The 15,171-nt window shown below is 70.6% G+C and carries 8 protein-coding genes; 7 read left to right on the forward strand and 1 reads right to left on the reverse strand.

Going from position 1 to position 15,171, the window contains the following annotated elements:
• Positions 1-931: 931 nt before the first annotated feature.
• On the reverse strand, positions 932-3,475 hold the full coding sequence (gene glgP, locus CLV40_RS34320; RefSeq protein ID WP_104483242.1) for an alpha-glucan family phosphorylase: 2,544 nt from the start codon (positions 3,473-3,475) through the stop codon (positions 932-934).
• Positions 3,476-3,881: 406 nt separating this feature from the next.
• On the opposite strand from glgP, the gene CLV40_RS34325 reads away from it, so the two are divergent.
• The 7 genes from CLV40_RS34325 to CLV40_RS34355 all read left to right on the forward strand — a co-directional run bounded on the left by CLV40_RS34325 (position 3,882) and on the right by CLV40_RS34355 (position 14,941).
• Complete coding sequence (locus CLV40_RS34325; protein WP_104483196.1) at positions 3,882-5,849, forward strand: maltotransferase domain-containing protein; 1,968 nt, start codon at positions 3,882-3,884, stop codon at positions 5,847-5,849.
• A gap of 217 nt (positions 5,850-6,066) precedes the next feature.
• Positions 6,067-7,872, forward strand: a complete 1,806-nt coding sequence (gene treS / locus CLV40_RS34330) for a maltose alpha-D-glucosyltransferase (RefSeq protein WP_104483197.1) — start codon at positions 6,067-6,069, stop codon at positions 7,870-7,872.
• The gene (locus CLV40_RS34335; RefSeq protein WP_374065699.1) at positions 7,869-9,227 is read left to right on the forward strand and encodes a maltokinase N-terminal cap-like domain-containing protein; all 1,359 of its coding nucleotides are present in this window, start codon (positions 7,869-7,871) and stop codon (positions 9,225-9,227) included. Before treS ends, CLV40_RS34335 begins: the two co-directional genes overlap by 4 nt.
• A 107-nt stretch (positions 9,228-9,334) precedes the next feature.
• A complete protein-coding gene (locus CLV40_RS34340) occupies positions 9,335-9,763 on the forward strand; it encodes a CBS domain-containing protein (protein WP_104483198.1) in 429 nt (142 codons plus the stop codon).
• 6 nt (positions 9,764-9,769) lie between these two features.
• Complete coding sequence (gene glgB, locus CLV40_RS34345; protein ID WP_104483199.1) at positions 9,770-11,950, forward strand: 1,4-alpha-glucan branching protein GlgB; 2,181 nt, start codon at positions 9,770-9,772, stop codon at positions 11,948-11,950.
• A 16-nt stretch (positions 11,951-11,966) separates the two neighbouring features.
• Positions 11,967-13,382 (forward strand): neutral zinc metallopeptidase, encoded by a 1,416-nt coding sequence (locus CLV40_RS34350; protein ID WP_104483200.1) that lies wholly within the window; start codon positions 11,967-11,969, stop codon positions 13,380-13,382.
• A gap of 80 nt (positions 13,383-13,462) precedes the next feature.
• Complete coding sequence (locus CLV40_RS34355; protein WP_342752330.1) at positions 13,463-14,941, forward strand: neutral zinc metallopeptidase; 1,479 nt, start codon at positions 13,463-13,465, stop codon at positions 14,939-14,941.
• Positions 14,942-15,171: the final 230 nt, after the last annotated feature.

Consider the following 15,171-nt stretch of genomic DNA (forward strand, 5'->3'; position numbering starts at 1 on the left):
ACTCACAACATCGGATGTCATCACTCACAGTGCCCATCCCGCCGGACCTTCGGCCCGGCGTGTCGGGCCGGAAACACCGATTTTGAAACAGTCCCTCTTCCCGAATTGTCGGTCCTCATCGCTAGGGTTGATAGTGGGGGCCGGAGGCGTGCGTTGATCATCTTTGTGCTGCGGGGTGCCGGTTGGGGTCGTGGCTGGGTTGATCGGTCCGGCTGTTCGCGGAAAAGATGCGCGGCCTCGATTGGGTGAACTTGCTTTGCGCGGGGCCCCTACGAGCCTGCGGTGGGGAAGAGCGGGTGGGATGGGCAAGCCCACCCCACCCGCGGGAGAGCTTGGCAGGCTCGTCCCCCACGCAAAGCAAGTCCACCCAATCGAGGCGTGTGGCAGGGGCGCGTTGGGCTGGGATCCTGCGGCGGTTTCGGGGTGGCTGGGTAGGGGGCGACGCTGCTCCGGTGTGATGGGGGCGCGTTGTGTTGGGTGGGGGCTGGGCTCCAGCGGCGGTTTCTGGGGTGGCTGGGAAGAAGTCGAAATGGTTGGAACGGTGTGGTGGGCGCGCGTCGCGGTTGGGTGCGACTGGGTTCGGGTGGCGGTTTCGGGGTGGCTGGGGAGAAGCCGGAACGGCTTGAGTGATGTGGTGGGAGCATGTCGCGTTGCGCGGGGGCTGGGATCTTGCGGTGGTTTCTTCGGGTTGCTGGGAGGGGGCGGAACGGTCTGAGTGATGTGCTGGAGGCGCGTTTCGTTCTGAGGGCTGGGCTTTGTGGCGGCTGCGGGCGGGGGTGGTTGGCGAAGGAAGTGAGGGCGGGAAAGGGCGTGTTGCGTTGGGTGAGGTTGGGGTCCTGCGGAAGTTGTGTGGTGAGGCGGGGTTCAGCTGGAGCTGAGAAAGAAAAGGCCGCGCGGGGTTAGCCGCGCGGCCGGTAAACAGAGCAGGAGATCAGGCGAGGACGACCTTGCCCAGTTCCGCCGGTGTGGCCAGCAGTCCGTGCTTGGGCAGGACCCGGGCCGTCACGCCGAGGGAACCCGCGTGTGGCAACGTCAATTCGGTCGCGTAGTAGCCGTCGCCGTTGTGGTGCATGGTGCCGGTGACCACGTCTGTCAGTTCGTCCGTGTCGCCGACTCGGCCGACCACCGCTTGGACCTCCACGTCCGCCGGGTCCAACCCCGCCAGGTCCACGCGGGCGCGGACCGGGACGCGGTCGCCGATCACCGGGGTGTGGCCGTCCTCCAGGTGCAGTTCGCAGTCGATGACGCGGATGTGCGGCCACGAACCGCTCAGCCGGAGGCGGTAGGCGGCGAGGTCCTTGGCGACCCGGAAGTCATCGGACTGGGCCAGCGCGCCCGCGGTGGCGGCCGGGGCGTAGGCGTTCTGCACGTACTCGCCGACCATGCGCGACGCCTGGACCTTGGGGCCCAGGGACGCGAGGGTGTGCCGGACCATGGCCATCCACCTGGCGGGGACGCCGCTGCCGTCGCGGTCGTAGTACAGCGGCGCCACCTGCGAGCCCAGCAGCTCGTACAGGGCCGCCGCCTCCAGGTCGTCGCGGCGGACCGGGTCGGTGACGCCGTCCGCGGTGGGGATGGCCCAGCCGTTGCTGCCGTCGTAGAACTCGTCCCACCAGCCGTCGCGGATGGAGAGGTTCAGGCCGCCGTTGAGGGCCGCCTTCATGCCCGAGGTGCCGCAGGCCTCCAGGGGGCGCATGGGGTTGTTCAGCCAGACGTCGCAGCCCCAGTACAGGTAGCGGGCCATCGACATGTCGTAGTCCGGGAGGAAGACGATGCGGTGGCGGACACCCGCGTCGTCGGCGAACCGGACGATCTGCTGGATCAGCGCCTTGCCGCCGTCGTCCGCCGGGTGGGACTTGCCCGCCACCACCAGCTGCACCGGGCGGTCCGGGTGCAGCAGCAGGTGCCGCAGGCGGTCGGCGTCGCGCAGCATCAGGGTCAGGCGCTTGTAGGTCGGGACGCGGCGGGCGAAGCCGACGGTCAGGACGTCCGGGTCGAAAACGGAATCCGTCCAGTTGAGCTCCAGCGCCGACGCGCCGCGCTGCAACCAGGCCGCGCGCACCCGGCGGCGGACCTCGTCCACCAGCCGCGCGCGCAGCCCGCAGCGCAGCTCCCACAGCCGCGCGTCGGTGACCGACTCGTCGAACGACTCGTAGCCGTCGTCCTGCGGGTCGCCGATGACGGCGGTGATCTCGCGGGCCGCCCAGGTCGGGCCGTGCACGCCGTTGGTGACCGACGTGATCGGGACCTCGTCGGTGTCGAAGCCCGGCCACAGGCCGCCGAACATCTCCCGGCTCACCGCGCCGTGCAGCTGCGAGACGCCGTTGGCGCGCTGGGCCAGGCGCAGACCCATGTGCGCCATGTTGAACATGCCCGCGTTCTCCTCGGCCCCCAGGGCCAGGATGCGGCGCAGGTCGATGCCCGGCAGCAGCGTGCCGTCGCCGAAGTAGTGCTGCACCAGGTCGACCGGGAACCGGTCGATGCCCGCGGGCACCGGCGTGTGGGTGGTGAACACCGTCCCCGCCCGCACCGCCGATAGCGCTTGGTCGAAGTCGAGGCCCTGCCCGGACACCAGCTCCCGCAACCGTTCCAGGCCCAGGAAACCCGCGTGGCCCTCGTTGGTGTGGAACACCTCGGGCTGCGGCACGCCGGTCAGCTCGCAGTACGTGCGCACCGCGCGCACGCCGCCGACACCGGCGAGGATCTCCTGCCGGATGCGGTGGTCCTGGTCGCCGCCGTAAAGGCGGTCGGTCACGCCGCGCAGGTCCTCGGCGTTCTCCTCGATGTCGGAGTCCAGCAGCAGCAGCGGGACGCGGCCCACCTGCGCCTTCCAGATCCGCGCGCGCAGCACCCGCCCGCCCGGCATCGCCACGTGCACCAGGATCGGCGCGCCGGACGGCTCGGTCAGCGGCACCAGCGGGAGCCCGTCCGGGTCCACGACCGGGTAGTGCTCGACCTGCCAGCCGTCGAGGGACAGCGACTGGCGGAAGTAGCCCGACCGGTAGAGCAGGCCGACGCCGATCAGCGGCACGCCCTGGTCCGACGCCGCCTTCAGGTGGTCGCCCGCCAGCACGCCGAGGCCGCCGGAGTAGTTGGGCAGCGCCTCGGTGACGCCGAACTCCATGGAGAAGTAGGCGATGGAACCCGGCAGCCGCGTGCCGTTCCCCCCGCCGTCACCTTGGCGTTGGTACCACCGCGGCTCGGTGAGGTAGGCGCGCAGGTCGTCGGACACCGCGCGGACCCTGGCGAGGAAGTCCGGATCGGTGGCCAACTGCTCCAGGCGCTCCCCGGGCACCCGCGCGAGCAACCGCAGCGGGTCGCCGCCCTCGTGGTCGAAGATCTCCGGGTCCACGCTGGCGAACAGGTCCTGGGTCGGCGGGTGCCAGGTCCACCGCAGGTTGGTGGCGAGGACGCCCAGATCGGCGAGCGGCTCGGGGAGCCCGGCACGGACGGTGAATCGACGCACGGCTTTCACGGCTTCCGACCCTAGCGGCCAGCCTGGATCGAGCAAGCCGTGCCGGGCCGCGACACCCTCCGTGAGCGCGCCGCGCGCGCCGAAACCGCTGATCAAACCGGGTGCCGGTGATGCGCAACTCGTCGGAATGTCGCCGACCGCGATCGAGCCCGTCGCGGGCCCCGATCGGCCATTCTGGACCGTTCGCCCCGCGACCCGGCCCACCCGAACGGTTGTACTGCTTGCACGGCCGCCGAATGAGGGATTCCGCGCGGCCCGGAACGGGTACACCCTGAAAAGGTCACTCTAACGGGGTGCTCGTGCGGTGGGACGCGGGTGGGTTACGTGATGTCCGGCGCGGTCGCACAGGGCACACTGGGGGCTGATCAGTGCGCTAACCCGAAGGCGACGGGAAGGAGCCGTACCGGTGAGCGGTCGGCTGGGCATCGACGACGTCTCCCCGATCGTGTCCTGCGGTCGGTACCCCGCCAAAGCCGTTGTGGGCGAACACGTCCCCATCGAGGCGACGGTGTGGAGAGAAGGCCACGACGCGGTGGCGGCCACCGTGAGCTGGCGCGGCCCGAAGGACGGCAAGGCCCGCCGCACCCGCATGCGGCACGAGGGCGCGGGCACCGACCGGTGGGCCGCGGCCATCGTGCCCGACGCGGAGGGCCTGTGGACCTTCCGCGTCGACGCGTGGAGCGACCCCTGGGCCACCTGGACGCACACCGTCGAGGTGAAGGTCGCCGCCGGGCAGCAGGCCGACGAACTGGCCAACGACCTCGAGGTCGGCGCCCGGCTGCTGGAGCGCGTCGGCCGCCGCCCCGACCGCAGCGCGGACCGCAAGCTGCTGCTCTCCGCCGCCCGCGCGCTGCGCGACGAGACCACGCCGCTGCCCGCGCGCATCGCCGAGGCGCTCTCCGAGGCCGCCCGCCGGGTGATGACCGAGCACCCGGTCCGCGAACTGGTCACCAAGGGCAAGACCGCGCAGATCTGGGTCGACCGCAAGACGGCGCTCTACGGCTCCTGGTACGAGCTGTTCCCGCGGTCCACCGGCGGCCTCGACACCGAGGGCAAGCCGGTGCACGGCACCTTCAAGACCGCGACCAAGGAGCTCGACCGGGTCGCGGCCATGGGCTTCGACATCGTCTACCTGCCGCCGATCCACCCGATCGGCGAGGTGAACCGCAAGGGACCGAACAACAACGTCGACTCGAAGCCGGGTGACGTCGGCTCCCCGTGGGCCATCGGCTCCTCCGACGGCGGCCACGACGCGATCCACCCGCGGTTGGGTACGTTCGCCGACTTCGACGCCTTCGTGGCCCGCGCCCGCGAACTCGACATGGAGGTGGCGCTGGACTTCGCGCTCCAGTGCGCCCCCGACCACCCGTGGGTGATCAAGCACCCGGACTGGTTCACCACCCGCCCCGACGGGACCATCGCGTACGCGGAGAACCCGCCCAAGAAGTACCAGGACATCTACCCGCTCAACTTCGACAACGACCCCGAGGGCATCTACGGCGAGGTGCTGCGGATCCTGCTGTTCTGGGTCGACCGCGGGGTGAAGGTGTTCCGGGTGGACAACCCGCACACCAAGCCGCCGGACTTCTGGGAGTGGACCATCCGCCAGGTCAAGGCGGTCGCCCCGGACGTGCTGTTCCTGTCCGAGGCGTTCACCCGACCGGCCCGGCTCTACGGCCTGGCCAAGCTCGGGTTCACCCAGTCGTACACGTACTTCACCTGGCGCACGGCCAAGCAGGAGATCACCGAGTTCGGCGTGGAGCTGGTCGAGCACGCGCACGAGGCGCGGCCCAACCTGTTCGTCAACACCCCGGACATCCTGCACGAATCGCTGCAGACCGGCGGCCCGGGCATGTTCGCCATCCGCGCCGCGCTGGCCGCGACCCTCGCCCCGACCTGGGGCGTGTACTCCGGCTTCGAGCTCTACGAGCACGAGCCGGTGCGCCCCGGCAGCGAGGAGTACCTGGACTCGGAGAAGTACGAGCTGCGCCCGCGCGACTACGCGGGCGCGCTGGCCCAGGGCCGCTCGCTGCAACCGTGGCTGACCCGGCTCAACGCGATCCGCCGCGCCCACCCGGCGCTGCAGCAGCTGCGCACGCTGCGCTTCCACCACGTGGACAACGACGCGCTGCTGGCCTACTCCAAGACCGACCCGGCCACCGGCGACACGGTCGTGACCGTGGTGACGCTGGACCCGAACGCGCCCCAGGAGGGCACGCTCTGGCTGGACCTGGCCGCGCTCGGCCTCGACCCCGACACCGCGCACGCCGCGCACGACGAGGTGTCCGGGCAGACCTGGCGGTGGGGACGGGCCAACTACATCCGCATCGACCCGTGGACCTCGGTGGCCCACATCGTCCACATTCGACGGTGAGCCCCGATCGTGATCAACTTCGGTGGGTGGGATCCCTCCCGGGGTGGTATCCCTCTGGGTAGCGCCCACCGGGGTCCGAGAGCGGGAACTGTGCACATCGGACATCGTGTGGGTTGACCGCGGCGCGGTCCGGGGTGGACCGACGGCCCCCGGCGAGCAGGTACGCGCACCGACAAGGACGACGGCCGGACTGGGCCAGACGGACAGGGCGACGAGCATGACGGTTCAGGACACCTCCACCGCCCCCGACGCCGCGTTGGGGTTGGCGGGCATTCCGCACACCGGTGAGGCGGTGACCGCGGATGGTCACCTGACCGAACCGCAGGCCGGGGACTTCCACCACGCCCGGTCGGCACCGCCGGACCCGCGCTGGTACAAGAGCGCGGTCTTCTACGAGGTGCTCGTCCGGGCGTTCAACGACTCCGACGGCAACGGCACCGGCGACCTGCGCGGCCTCGCCGACAAGCTGGACTACCTGCAGTGGCTCGGCATCGACTGCCTGTGGCTGCCGCCGTTCTACGCCTCCCCGCTGCGCGACGGCGGCTACGACATCAGCGACTTCCGCGCGGTCCTGCCCGAGTTCGGCACCGTCGACGACTTCGGCTACCTGCTCGACCAGGCGCACAAGCGCGGCATCCGGGTGATCACCGACCTGGTGCTCAACCACACCTCCGACGCGCACCCGTGGTTCCAGGAGTCCCGCCAGCACCCGGACGGCCCCTACGGCGACTACTACGTCTGGTCCGACACCGACGACCGCTACGCCGACGCGCGGATCATCTTCGTCGACACCGAGACGTCGAACTGGACCTACGACCCGGTGCGCGGCCAGTTCTACTGGCACCGCTTCTTCTCCCACCAGCCGGACCTCAACTACGAGAACCCGGACGTGCAGGAGGCGATGCTCGACGTCCTGCGCTTCTGGCTCGACATCGGCATCGACGGCTTCCGGCTCGACGCCGTGCCCTACCTCTTCGAGGAGGAGGGCACCAACTGCGAGAACCTGCCGCGCACGCACGAGTTCCTCAAGCGCTGCCGCAAGGTCGTCGACGACGAGTACCCGGGCCGGGTGCTGCTGGCCGAGGCGAACCAGTGGCCCGCCGACGTGGTCGAGTACTTCGGCGACGCGGGCATCGGCGGCGACGAGTGCCACATGGCGTTCCACTTCCCGCTGATGCCGCGCATCTTCATGGCCGTGCGCCGCGAGTCCCGGTTCCCGATCTCGGAGATCCTGGCCCAGACGCCGTCCATCCCGGCGGGCGCCCAGTGGGGCATCTTCCTGCGCAACCACGACGAGTTGACGCTGGAGATGGTCACCGACGAAGAGCGCGACTACATGTACGCCGAGTACGCCAAAGACCCCCGGATGAAGGCGAACATCGGCATCCGGCGACGGCTCGCGCCGCTGCTGGACAACGACCGCAACCAGCAGGAGCTGTTCACCGCCCTGCTGCTGAGCCTGCCCGGCTCCCCGGTGCTCTACTACGGCGACGAGATCGGCATGGGCGACAACATCTGGCTGGGCGACCGCGACGCGGTGCGCACGCCGATGCAGTGGTCGCCCGACCGCAACGCGGGCTTCTCCCGCTGCGACCCCGGCAGGCTCTACCTGCCGACCATCGCCGACCCGGTGTACGGGTTCCAGGCGGTCAACGTCGAGTCGCAGATGAACAACACGTCGTCGCTGCTGCACTGGACCCGGCGCATGCTCCAGGTGCGCACCGAGCACCCGGCGTTCGGCCTCGGCGACTTCGTCGAGCTGGGCTCGTCCAACCCGAGCGTGCTGGCCTACCTGCGCACCCACGGCGACGACGTGGTCATCTGCGTCAACAACCTGTCGCGCTTCCCGCAGCCGGTCGAGCTGCACCTGTCCGAGCACGACGGCTGCGTCCCGGTCGAGCTGACCGGCGGGGTGCGGTTCCCGGCGATCGGCGAGCTGCCGTACCTGCTGACGCTGCCGGGCCACGGCTTCTACTGGTTCCAGATCACCCGGCCGACCACGGGGGAGGGCGAATCGCAGTGAACCCCGGTCAGAGCGCGAACCCGCACGCGGAGTGGCCGAGCGCGCTCGACGAGCTCGCGGTGGCGGACCTGCGGGCCTGGCTGCCCGCGCAGCGCTGGTTCGCGGCCAAGGGACAGGCCATCACCGACGTGCGGGTCACCCGGTCGAGCACGGTGTTCGACGGCGACCCCGGTCTGCGGCACCTGCTGGTCACCGCCGACGACGAGGTCTACCAGGTGCTGGTCGGGGTCCGCGACGAGCTGACCGAGCACCTGGCCCACTCGGCCATCGGTGGGCGGAACTACGACGCCACCCAGGACCACGAGCTGATGTCCCGGCTGCTCGACCTGTTCGCCGAGGGCGCGACCACCGGCGGGCTCGCCTGGCGCGCCGAGCCGGGTATCCGGCTCACCACCGGCCTGCGCGCCCGGCCGATCGGCGTGGAGCAGAGCAACTCCTCGGTCGTGTACGGCGACCGGTACATCCTCAAGTTGTACCGGCGGCCGACCCCCGGGCCCAACCGCGACGTCGACCTGCACCGGGCGCTGGCCAGGGCGGGCAGCGCGCAGGTCGCCGAGCCGGTCGCCACGGTCGCGCTCGACGACACCGTGCTCGGCTTCGCCCAGCGCTTCCTCGGCGGCGCCGCCGAGGGCTGGGCCACCGCCACCGCCAGCGTGCGCGACCTGCTGGCGGAGGAGGACCTGCACGCCCGCGAGGTCGGCGGCGACTACGCGGGCGAGGCCGCCCGGCTCGGCGCCGCCGTCGCCCAGGTGCACGCCGACCTGGCCGCCGTGCTCGGCACCGAAGAGGTCGGCGCGGACGCGGTGGCCGTCGAGATCGACCAGATGCACGGGCGACTTGACGCCGTGCTGGCCGATGTCCCGGAGCTGCGCGAGCACGAGGAGCGGCTGCGGGCCGCCTTCGACGCCGCCCGCGGCCTGCCCGGCATGACCGTCCAGCAGATCCACGGCGACCTGCACCTCGGCCAGGTCCTGCGCACCACCTCGGGCTGGGTCCTGATCGACTTCGAGGGCGAACCGGCCGCGCCGCCGGAGGACCGCGTCCGGCCCAAGTCGGCGCTGCGCGACGTCGCCGGGATGCTGCGCTCCTTCGACTACGCCGCGTTGCACCTGCTGGCGGGCGAGGAACCCGACCACCAGCGGCTGACCCGGGCCGCCGAGTGGGCCGACCGCAACCGCGCCGCCTTCTGCGAGGGCTACGCCGGTGTCGCGGGCGACCCGCGCGCGGAGGGGGCGCTGCTGCGCGCCTTCGAGTTGGACAAGGCCGTGTACGAGGTGGCCTACGAGCACCGCAACCGACCCGATTGGGTGGCGATCCCGCTGGCCGCCATCCGTCGTGTGACAGGCGGGGGTTGATTGCGACTTTTAGGCAACACGAGTTTCGGGTATTCGTGTTCGTGGTTAACCTGATCGAGAAACGCCCGCTCGCCGGGTGCCGCCAGGATCAGGATCGGGGTGTCGGCATGCGGATTTCGGATGTGTTGCGCGGCAAGGGTTCCGAGGTGGCCACCGTGGCACCGGGGATCGGCGTCGACGAACTGGTCGCTGTCCTGGCCGAGCGCAACGTGGGAGCGCTCGTGGTCGTCGACGGCGGTGCGGTCGTCGGCATCGTGTCCGAACGCGACGTGGCCCGGGGCCTGCACGAGCACGGCGCCGCGGTGCTCGGCCTGCGCGTCGCGGACGTCATGACCAGTCCGGTGCTGGGGTGCGCGCCCGACGACAGCGTGGACAGCCTGGCCGCCACCATGACCGAACGGCGCATCCGGCACCTGCCGGTGCTCGACGGCGGCGACCTGGTCGGCATCGTCAGCATCGGTGACGTCGTCAAGAGCCACATCTCCCAGCTGGAAGCCAGCCGCGACCAGCTCGAATCCTACATAGCGCAGGGTTGATTCCCCTTGGTTGACGAGATCGAACGCCTCATCGCCGGTGCCCATCACGACCCCCACTCGCTGCTCGGCGTCCACCCGGCCCCCGGCGGGTCGGTGGTCCGGGCGCTGCGGCCCAACGCCAAGTCCGTCGCCGTGATCGTCGGCGACCGGCGGCACGAGGCCGAGGAGGTCGCCGACAGCGTCTTCGCCGCCGATCTCGACGTGGCGCCCGCGGAGTACCTGCTGGAGGTCGACTACGGCGCGGGCCCCGAGCTGGTCGACGACCCGTACCGCTGGCTGCCCACCCTGGGCGAGCTGGACCTGCACCTGTTCCGCGAGGGCAGGCACGAGCGGCTGTGGGACGTGCTGGGCGCACACCCGCGCTCGTACGAGACCCCGGCCGGGGTCGTGCAGGGCACCTCGTTCGCGGTGTGGGCGCCGACGGCGCGCGGCGTGCGGGTGTGCGGCGACTTCGACGGCTGGGACGGGCGCGCGAACCCGATGCGCTCGCTGGGCTCGTCGGGGGTGTGGGAGCTGTTCATCCCGGGGGTGACCCCGGGGACCCGGTACAAGTTCCGCATCCACGGCGCGGACGGGTCGTGGCACGAGAAGGCCGACCCGATGGCGTTCGCCACCGAGGTGCCGCCCGCGACCGCGTCGGTGGTGTCCACTTCGGAGTACCGGTGGTCCGACGACGAGTGGCTGGCCCGCCGCGACGCGACGTCGTGGAGCTCGGCGCCGATGAGCGTCTACGAGGTGCACCTCGGCTCGTGGCGGCAGGGCCTGGGCTACCGGGAGCTCGCCGACCAGCTCGGTGAGTACGTCGCCGAGCAGGGCTTCACCCACGTCGAGCTGCTGCCGGTGGCCGAACACCCGTTCGGCGGTTCCTGGGGCTACCAGGTCACGTCGTACTTCGCGCCCACCTCGCGGTTCGGCACCCCGGACGAGTTCCGGTTCTTCGTCGACGAGCTGCACCGGCGCGGTGTCGGCGTGATCGTCGACTGGGTGCCCGCGCACTTCCCGCGCGACTCCTGGGCGCTGGCCCGCTTCGACGGCAGCCCGCTCTACGAGCACGGCGACCCCCGGCGCGGCGAGCAGCCCGACTGGGGCACGTACGTCTTCGACTTCGGTCGCAACGAGGTCCGCAACTTCCTCGTCGCCAACGCGCTGTACTGGATCGAGGAGTTCCACGTCGACGGCCTGCGCGTCGACGCGGTCGCCTCGATGCTCTACCTGGACTACTCCCGCAAGGACGGCGAGTGGCTGCCCAACGAGCACGGCGGCCGGGAGAACCTGGACGCGGTGCGGTTCCTGCAGGAGCTGAACGCGACCGTCTACAAGCACCACCCGGGCACCGTGATGATCGCCGAGGAGTCCACCGCGTGGCCCGGCGTGACCCGGCCGACGCACCTGGGCGGGCTGGGCTTCGGGTTCAAGTGGAACATGGGCTGGATGCACGACACGCTCAGCTACCTTGGCCACGACCCCGTGCACCGCTCGTACCACCACAACGAGGTCACCTTCTCGTTGGTCTACGCCTGGAGCGAGAACTTCGTGCTGCCCCTCTCGCACGACGAGGTGGTGCACGGCAAGGGCTCCCTGTGGACCCGCATGCCCGGCGACGACTGGAACAAGGCGGCGGGTGTGCGCGCGCTGCTGGCGTTCATGTGGGCGCACCCCGGCAAGCAGCTGCTGTTCATGGGCGGCGAGTTCGGGCAGCCGGGGGAGTGGTCGGAGTCGCGGTCGCTGGACTGGGACCTGCTCGACAACCCGCTGCACCGCGGCATCCAGTCCTTGATCCGCGACCTGAACCTGGCCTACCGCGACCGGCCCGCGCTCTACGCCGACGACACCCGCCCCGAGGGCTTCTCCTGGATCGACGCCAACGACTCGGCGGGCAACGTGCTCAGCTTCCTGCGCCTCGGCGGCGACGCGGAGCTGCTGTGCGTCGCCAACTTCTCCGGCGCGCCCCACCACGACTACCGGGTGGGCCTGCCGCGCACCGGCCGCTGGCGCGAGGTCCTCAACACCGACGCCGCCGCGTACGGCGGGTCGGGGGTCGGGAACCTCGGGTCGGTGGAGGCCGAGCCCGTCGCCTGGCACGGCCGCCCGGCGTCGGTCGTCCTCCAACTCCCGCCCCAGGGCGTGGTGTGGCTGGTACCCGAGGACGCCCCGGAACTGCCCGAGGTGCCGACCGAGGAGTCCTGAGCGTGGCGAGTGGGGGCTGGGGCACACTGGGCGGGTGAACCGACCCGGCAAGTCCCGGCTGGTGCTGCTGCTGTCCGTGCTGGCGCTCCTGGCGAGCGCGTGCACGACCGAGGTGGCCGGGACACCGCTCAGCCAGGGTTCGGTGGTCTCCCGCGACACCCCGGGGACGGGCGTCGACCCGAAGTCGTTCGTCAAGAACACCGACGGCGGCGAGGTGGACCGGCTCGCCGCGACCGTGGTCACCGACGTGCGGGTGTTCTGGACCGAGACCTTCCCGACCGCCTTCGGCAAGCCGTTCGACGACCTGTCCGGGGGCTACTACTCGGTCGACACCGCCGACGCGGACGCCAAGGCGCCGCCGTGCGCGGACAAGGCGGCGGACGTGGAGGGCAACGCGTTCTACTGCCCGAACGCCGACATCATCGCCTGGGACCGGGCCGCCCTGCTGCCGGTGCTGCGCGACCGCTTCGGGGAGGCGGCGGTGATGCTGGTGCTGGCCCACGAGATGGGGCACGCCGTGCAGGACCGCACCGGCGCCGGGCTCGACGAGCGCAAGGCCGACCCGCGCAAGTGGCCGACGATCCTGATCGAGGCCATGGCCGACTGCTACGCGGGCGCCTTCGTGCGCTGGGTCGCCGACGGCAAGGCCGAGCACCTGGAGATCGAGACCGACCGGCTCGACCAGGCGCTCGAGTCGCTGATCAGCTTCCGCGACCCGATCGGCACCAGCCAGGGCGACCGCGGCGCGCACGGCGACGCCTTCGACCGGGTCTCGGCCTTCCAGGACGGCTACGAGCAGGGCGTGAAGCTGTGCTCGGAGATGACCGTCGACAACCGCACGTTCACCGCGGGCGGCTTCCTCAGCGCCGACGACCAGGCCCGCGGCGGCAACCTCACCTTCAGCGAGATCTTCGACTCGGTCACCCCCGGCCTCGACGACTACTTCACCAAGCTGGTCGCCGACAAGGGCAAGCAGTGGACCCCGCCCGCCGCGACCGGCGCCGACGGCGAGCCGACCTGCGACGGCGGCAAACAGGGACCGGTCGCCTTCTGCGCGTCGACGAAGGCGCTGGCGTACGACAAGTCCGGGGAACTGCCCAAGATCCACTCCGAGATCGGCGACTACGCCACCGCGACCCTGCTGGCCAGCCGCTACGGGCTCGCCGCGCGGCAGACCCTGGGCAAGCCGCTGGACGGGGAGCAGGCGGGCCGGTCGGCGGTGTGCCTGTCCGGCTCGTTCACCGGCTCGCTGTTCGCCGCCAACAAGCGCTACCTGTCCCCGGGCGACCTCGACGAGGCGGTGCAGGTGCTGCTCGACTACGACTACGCCGCCCGCGACGTGAAGGGCACGGCCAAGGGCGCCGGGTTCGACCGCGTGCGCGAGTTCCGCAAGGGGTTCACCCAGGGTGGCGACGCGTGTGGAATCACGTGACGTGACGGGATTTGCCAACGGAGGGTAATCCGCCCCAGTACTGTGCACCCTGTCAAGCACGGAGGCGAAACGGGGACACGGTGCGGTTTCTGGGTGCGCGGGTGGCGGCGGTCCTGGCCGTGACCCTGGCGGTGGTCGTCCAGTTGAGCGGGTGCTCGCCGGAGGAGGTCCCGGGCAAGGCCCGCGGCGTCGGCGACATCGACGCGGGCACGGCGGCGGGCATCCCGGTGAACAACGAGGGTCCGACCGGACCGAAGAAGGGCGTCCCGGACGCCACCCTGGCCGTCGAGAACGCCGACGGCGGCGAGATGGACCGCCTCGCGGTCAACGCGCTGTCGGACATCTACGACTACTGGATCGAGCAGATGCCCGCGGGCTTCGACGGCAAGCAGTTCGAGCCCATCCGCAGGCTGGCGTCGTACGACTCGGAGGGCGCGCCGGTCAAGCTGTGCGGCCAGAGCACCAAGGAACTGGTCAACGCCTTCTACTGCGGTGCGGACGACAGCGTGGCCTGGGACCGGGGCGTGCTGCTGCCGATGCTGAACAAGCAGTTCGGCCCGATGTCGGTGGTGGCCGTGCTGGCCCACGAGATGGGCCACGCGGTGCAGTTCCGGCTGGGCGAGAAGAGCGGCATCAACCAGACCACCCAGACGATCGTCAAGGAACAGCAGGCCGACTGCTATGCGGGCGGCTTCTTCCGCTGGGTGGCCGAGGGCAAGGCCAAGCACTTCGACGTGAACACCGGCAAGGGCCTCAACCACGTGCTGGCCACCATGTTCTTCATCCGCGACCCGGCAGGCCTCTCCGCCGCCAAGCAAGGTGCGCACGGCCTGGCGTTCGACCGCGTCTTCGCCTTCCAGGCCGGTTTCGCCGAGGGCCCGGGCCGGTGCGCGCGGATCACCATGGACGAGATCAACAACCGGATCGTGGAGAAGGAACGCGCCGAAGCGGAAATGGACACCGCCAAGAACGGCGACGTGAAGTTCACGGATGCGGAGATCCAGGTCCTGCTGAGCCAGAGCCTGGAAGAGGCCTTCAAGCGGACGGGTGCTGCCGCGCCGAAGATCACGTACAACGGCGCGGATTGCGCCAAGGGGCGTTCGACGCCGCCGGTGTCGTACTGCCAGGAGGAGAACGTGGTCGCGGTTGACCCGCAGGCCATGCGGAAGATCGCGACGCCGCCGAAGAAGGGGCAGGAACCTGGGGTCGACGGCGCTGGGATCGGGGACTTCGCGGCGTTCGCTGAAATCGCTTCGCGGTACTCGTTGGCCATCCAGAAGGGGGTCAAGCTGCCTCTGGAGGGCGACAAGACGGGGCTGCGCACGGCTTGTTTGACGGGGGCTTGGGCGCACTTCACGGACTTGGGCGACAACAGCACGACGAAACTGCGCCTGGCGGTTGGGGACTTGGATGAGGCGGTCGCGGAGCTGTTGCAGGACAGCAGTTTGATCGCGGCGGACGTGAACGGGAAGCAGGTCCCGTCCGGCTTCGCCCGTGTGGAGGCCTTCCGCATCGGCTACTTCGAAGGCGACAAGGGCTGCGACGAGCAGTTCAAGTAGCCGACCTTGCCTGAAGGCCCGAGCCCTGGCGGCTCGGGCCTTCAACCTTTCTCCGACTCGTTGGTTCCACGTCGAACCCGCTGGCCCACTCGGCGGCCTTTTTCCTTGATCGCGAGTTGTCCACATCCGCCGCATCCATCCACAGGATCTCGCGGCTCCTTTCCCAATACCCCAGCACCGATAGACTGGAGCAGGGCTGTCCCCCCCCCAGAGGAGGGCGGGGCTGTGCT

The organism is Actinokineospora auranticolor (assembly GCF_002934265.1).
In the GTDB taxonomy this organism is placed as follows: Bacteria; Actinomycetota; Actinomycetes; order Mycobacteriales; family Pseudonocardiaceae; genus Actinokineospora; species Actinokineospora auranticolor.

What these genes read in the sequence shown, in the direction of transcription:
- treS (WP_104483197.1), top strand. Translation starts at nt 6,067, where the DNA reads ATGACGGTTCAGGACACCTCCACCGCCCCCGACGCCGCGTTGGGGTTG.
- CLV40_RS34340 (WP_104483198.1), top strand. Translation starts at nt 9,335, where the DNA reads ATGCGGATTTCGGATGTGTTGCGCGGCAAGGGTTCCGAGGTGGCCACC.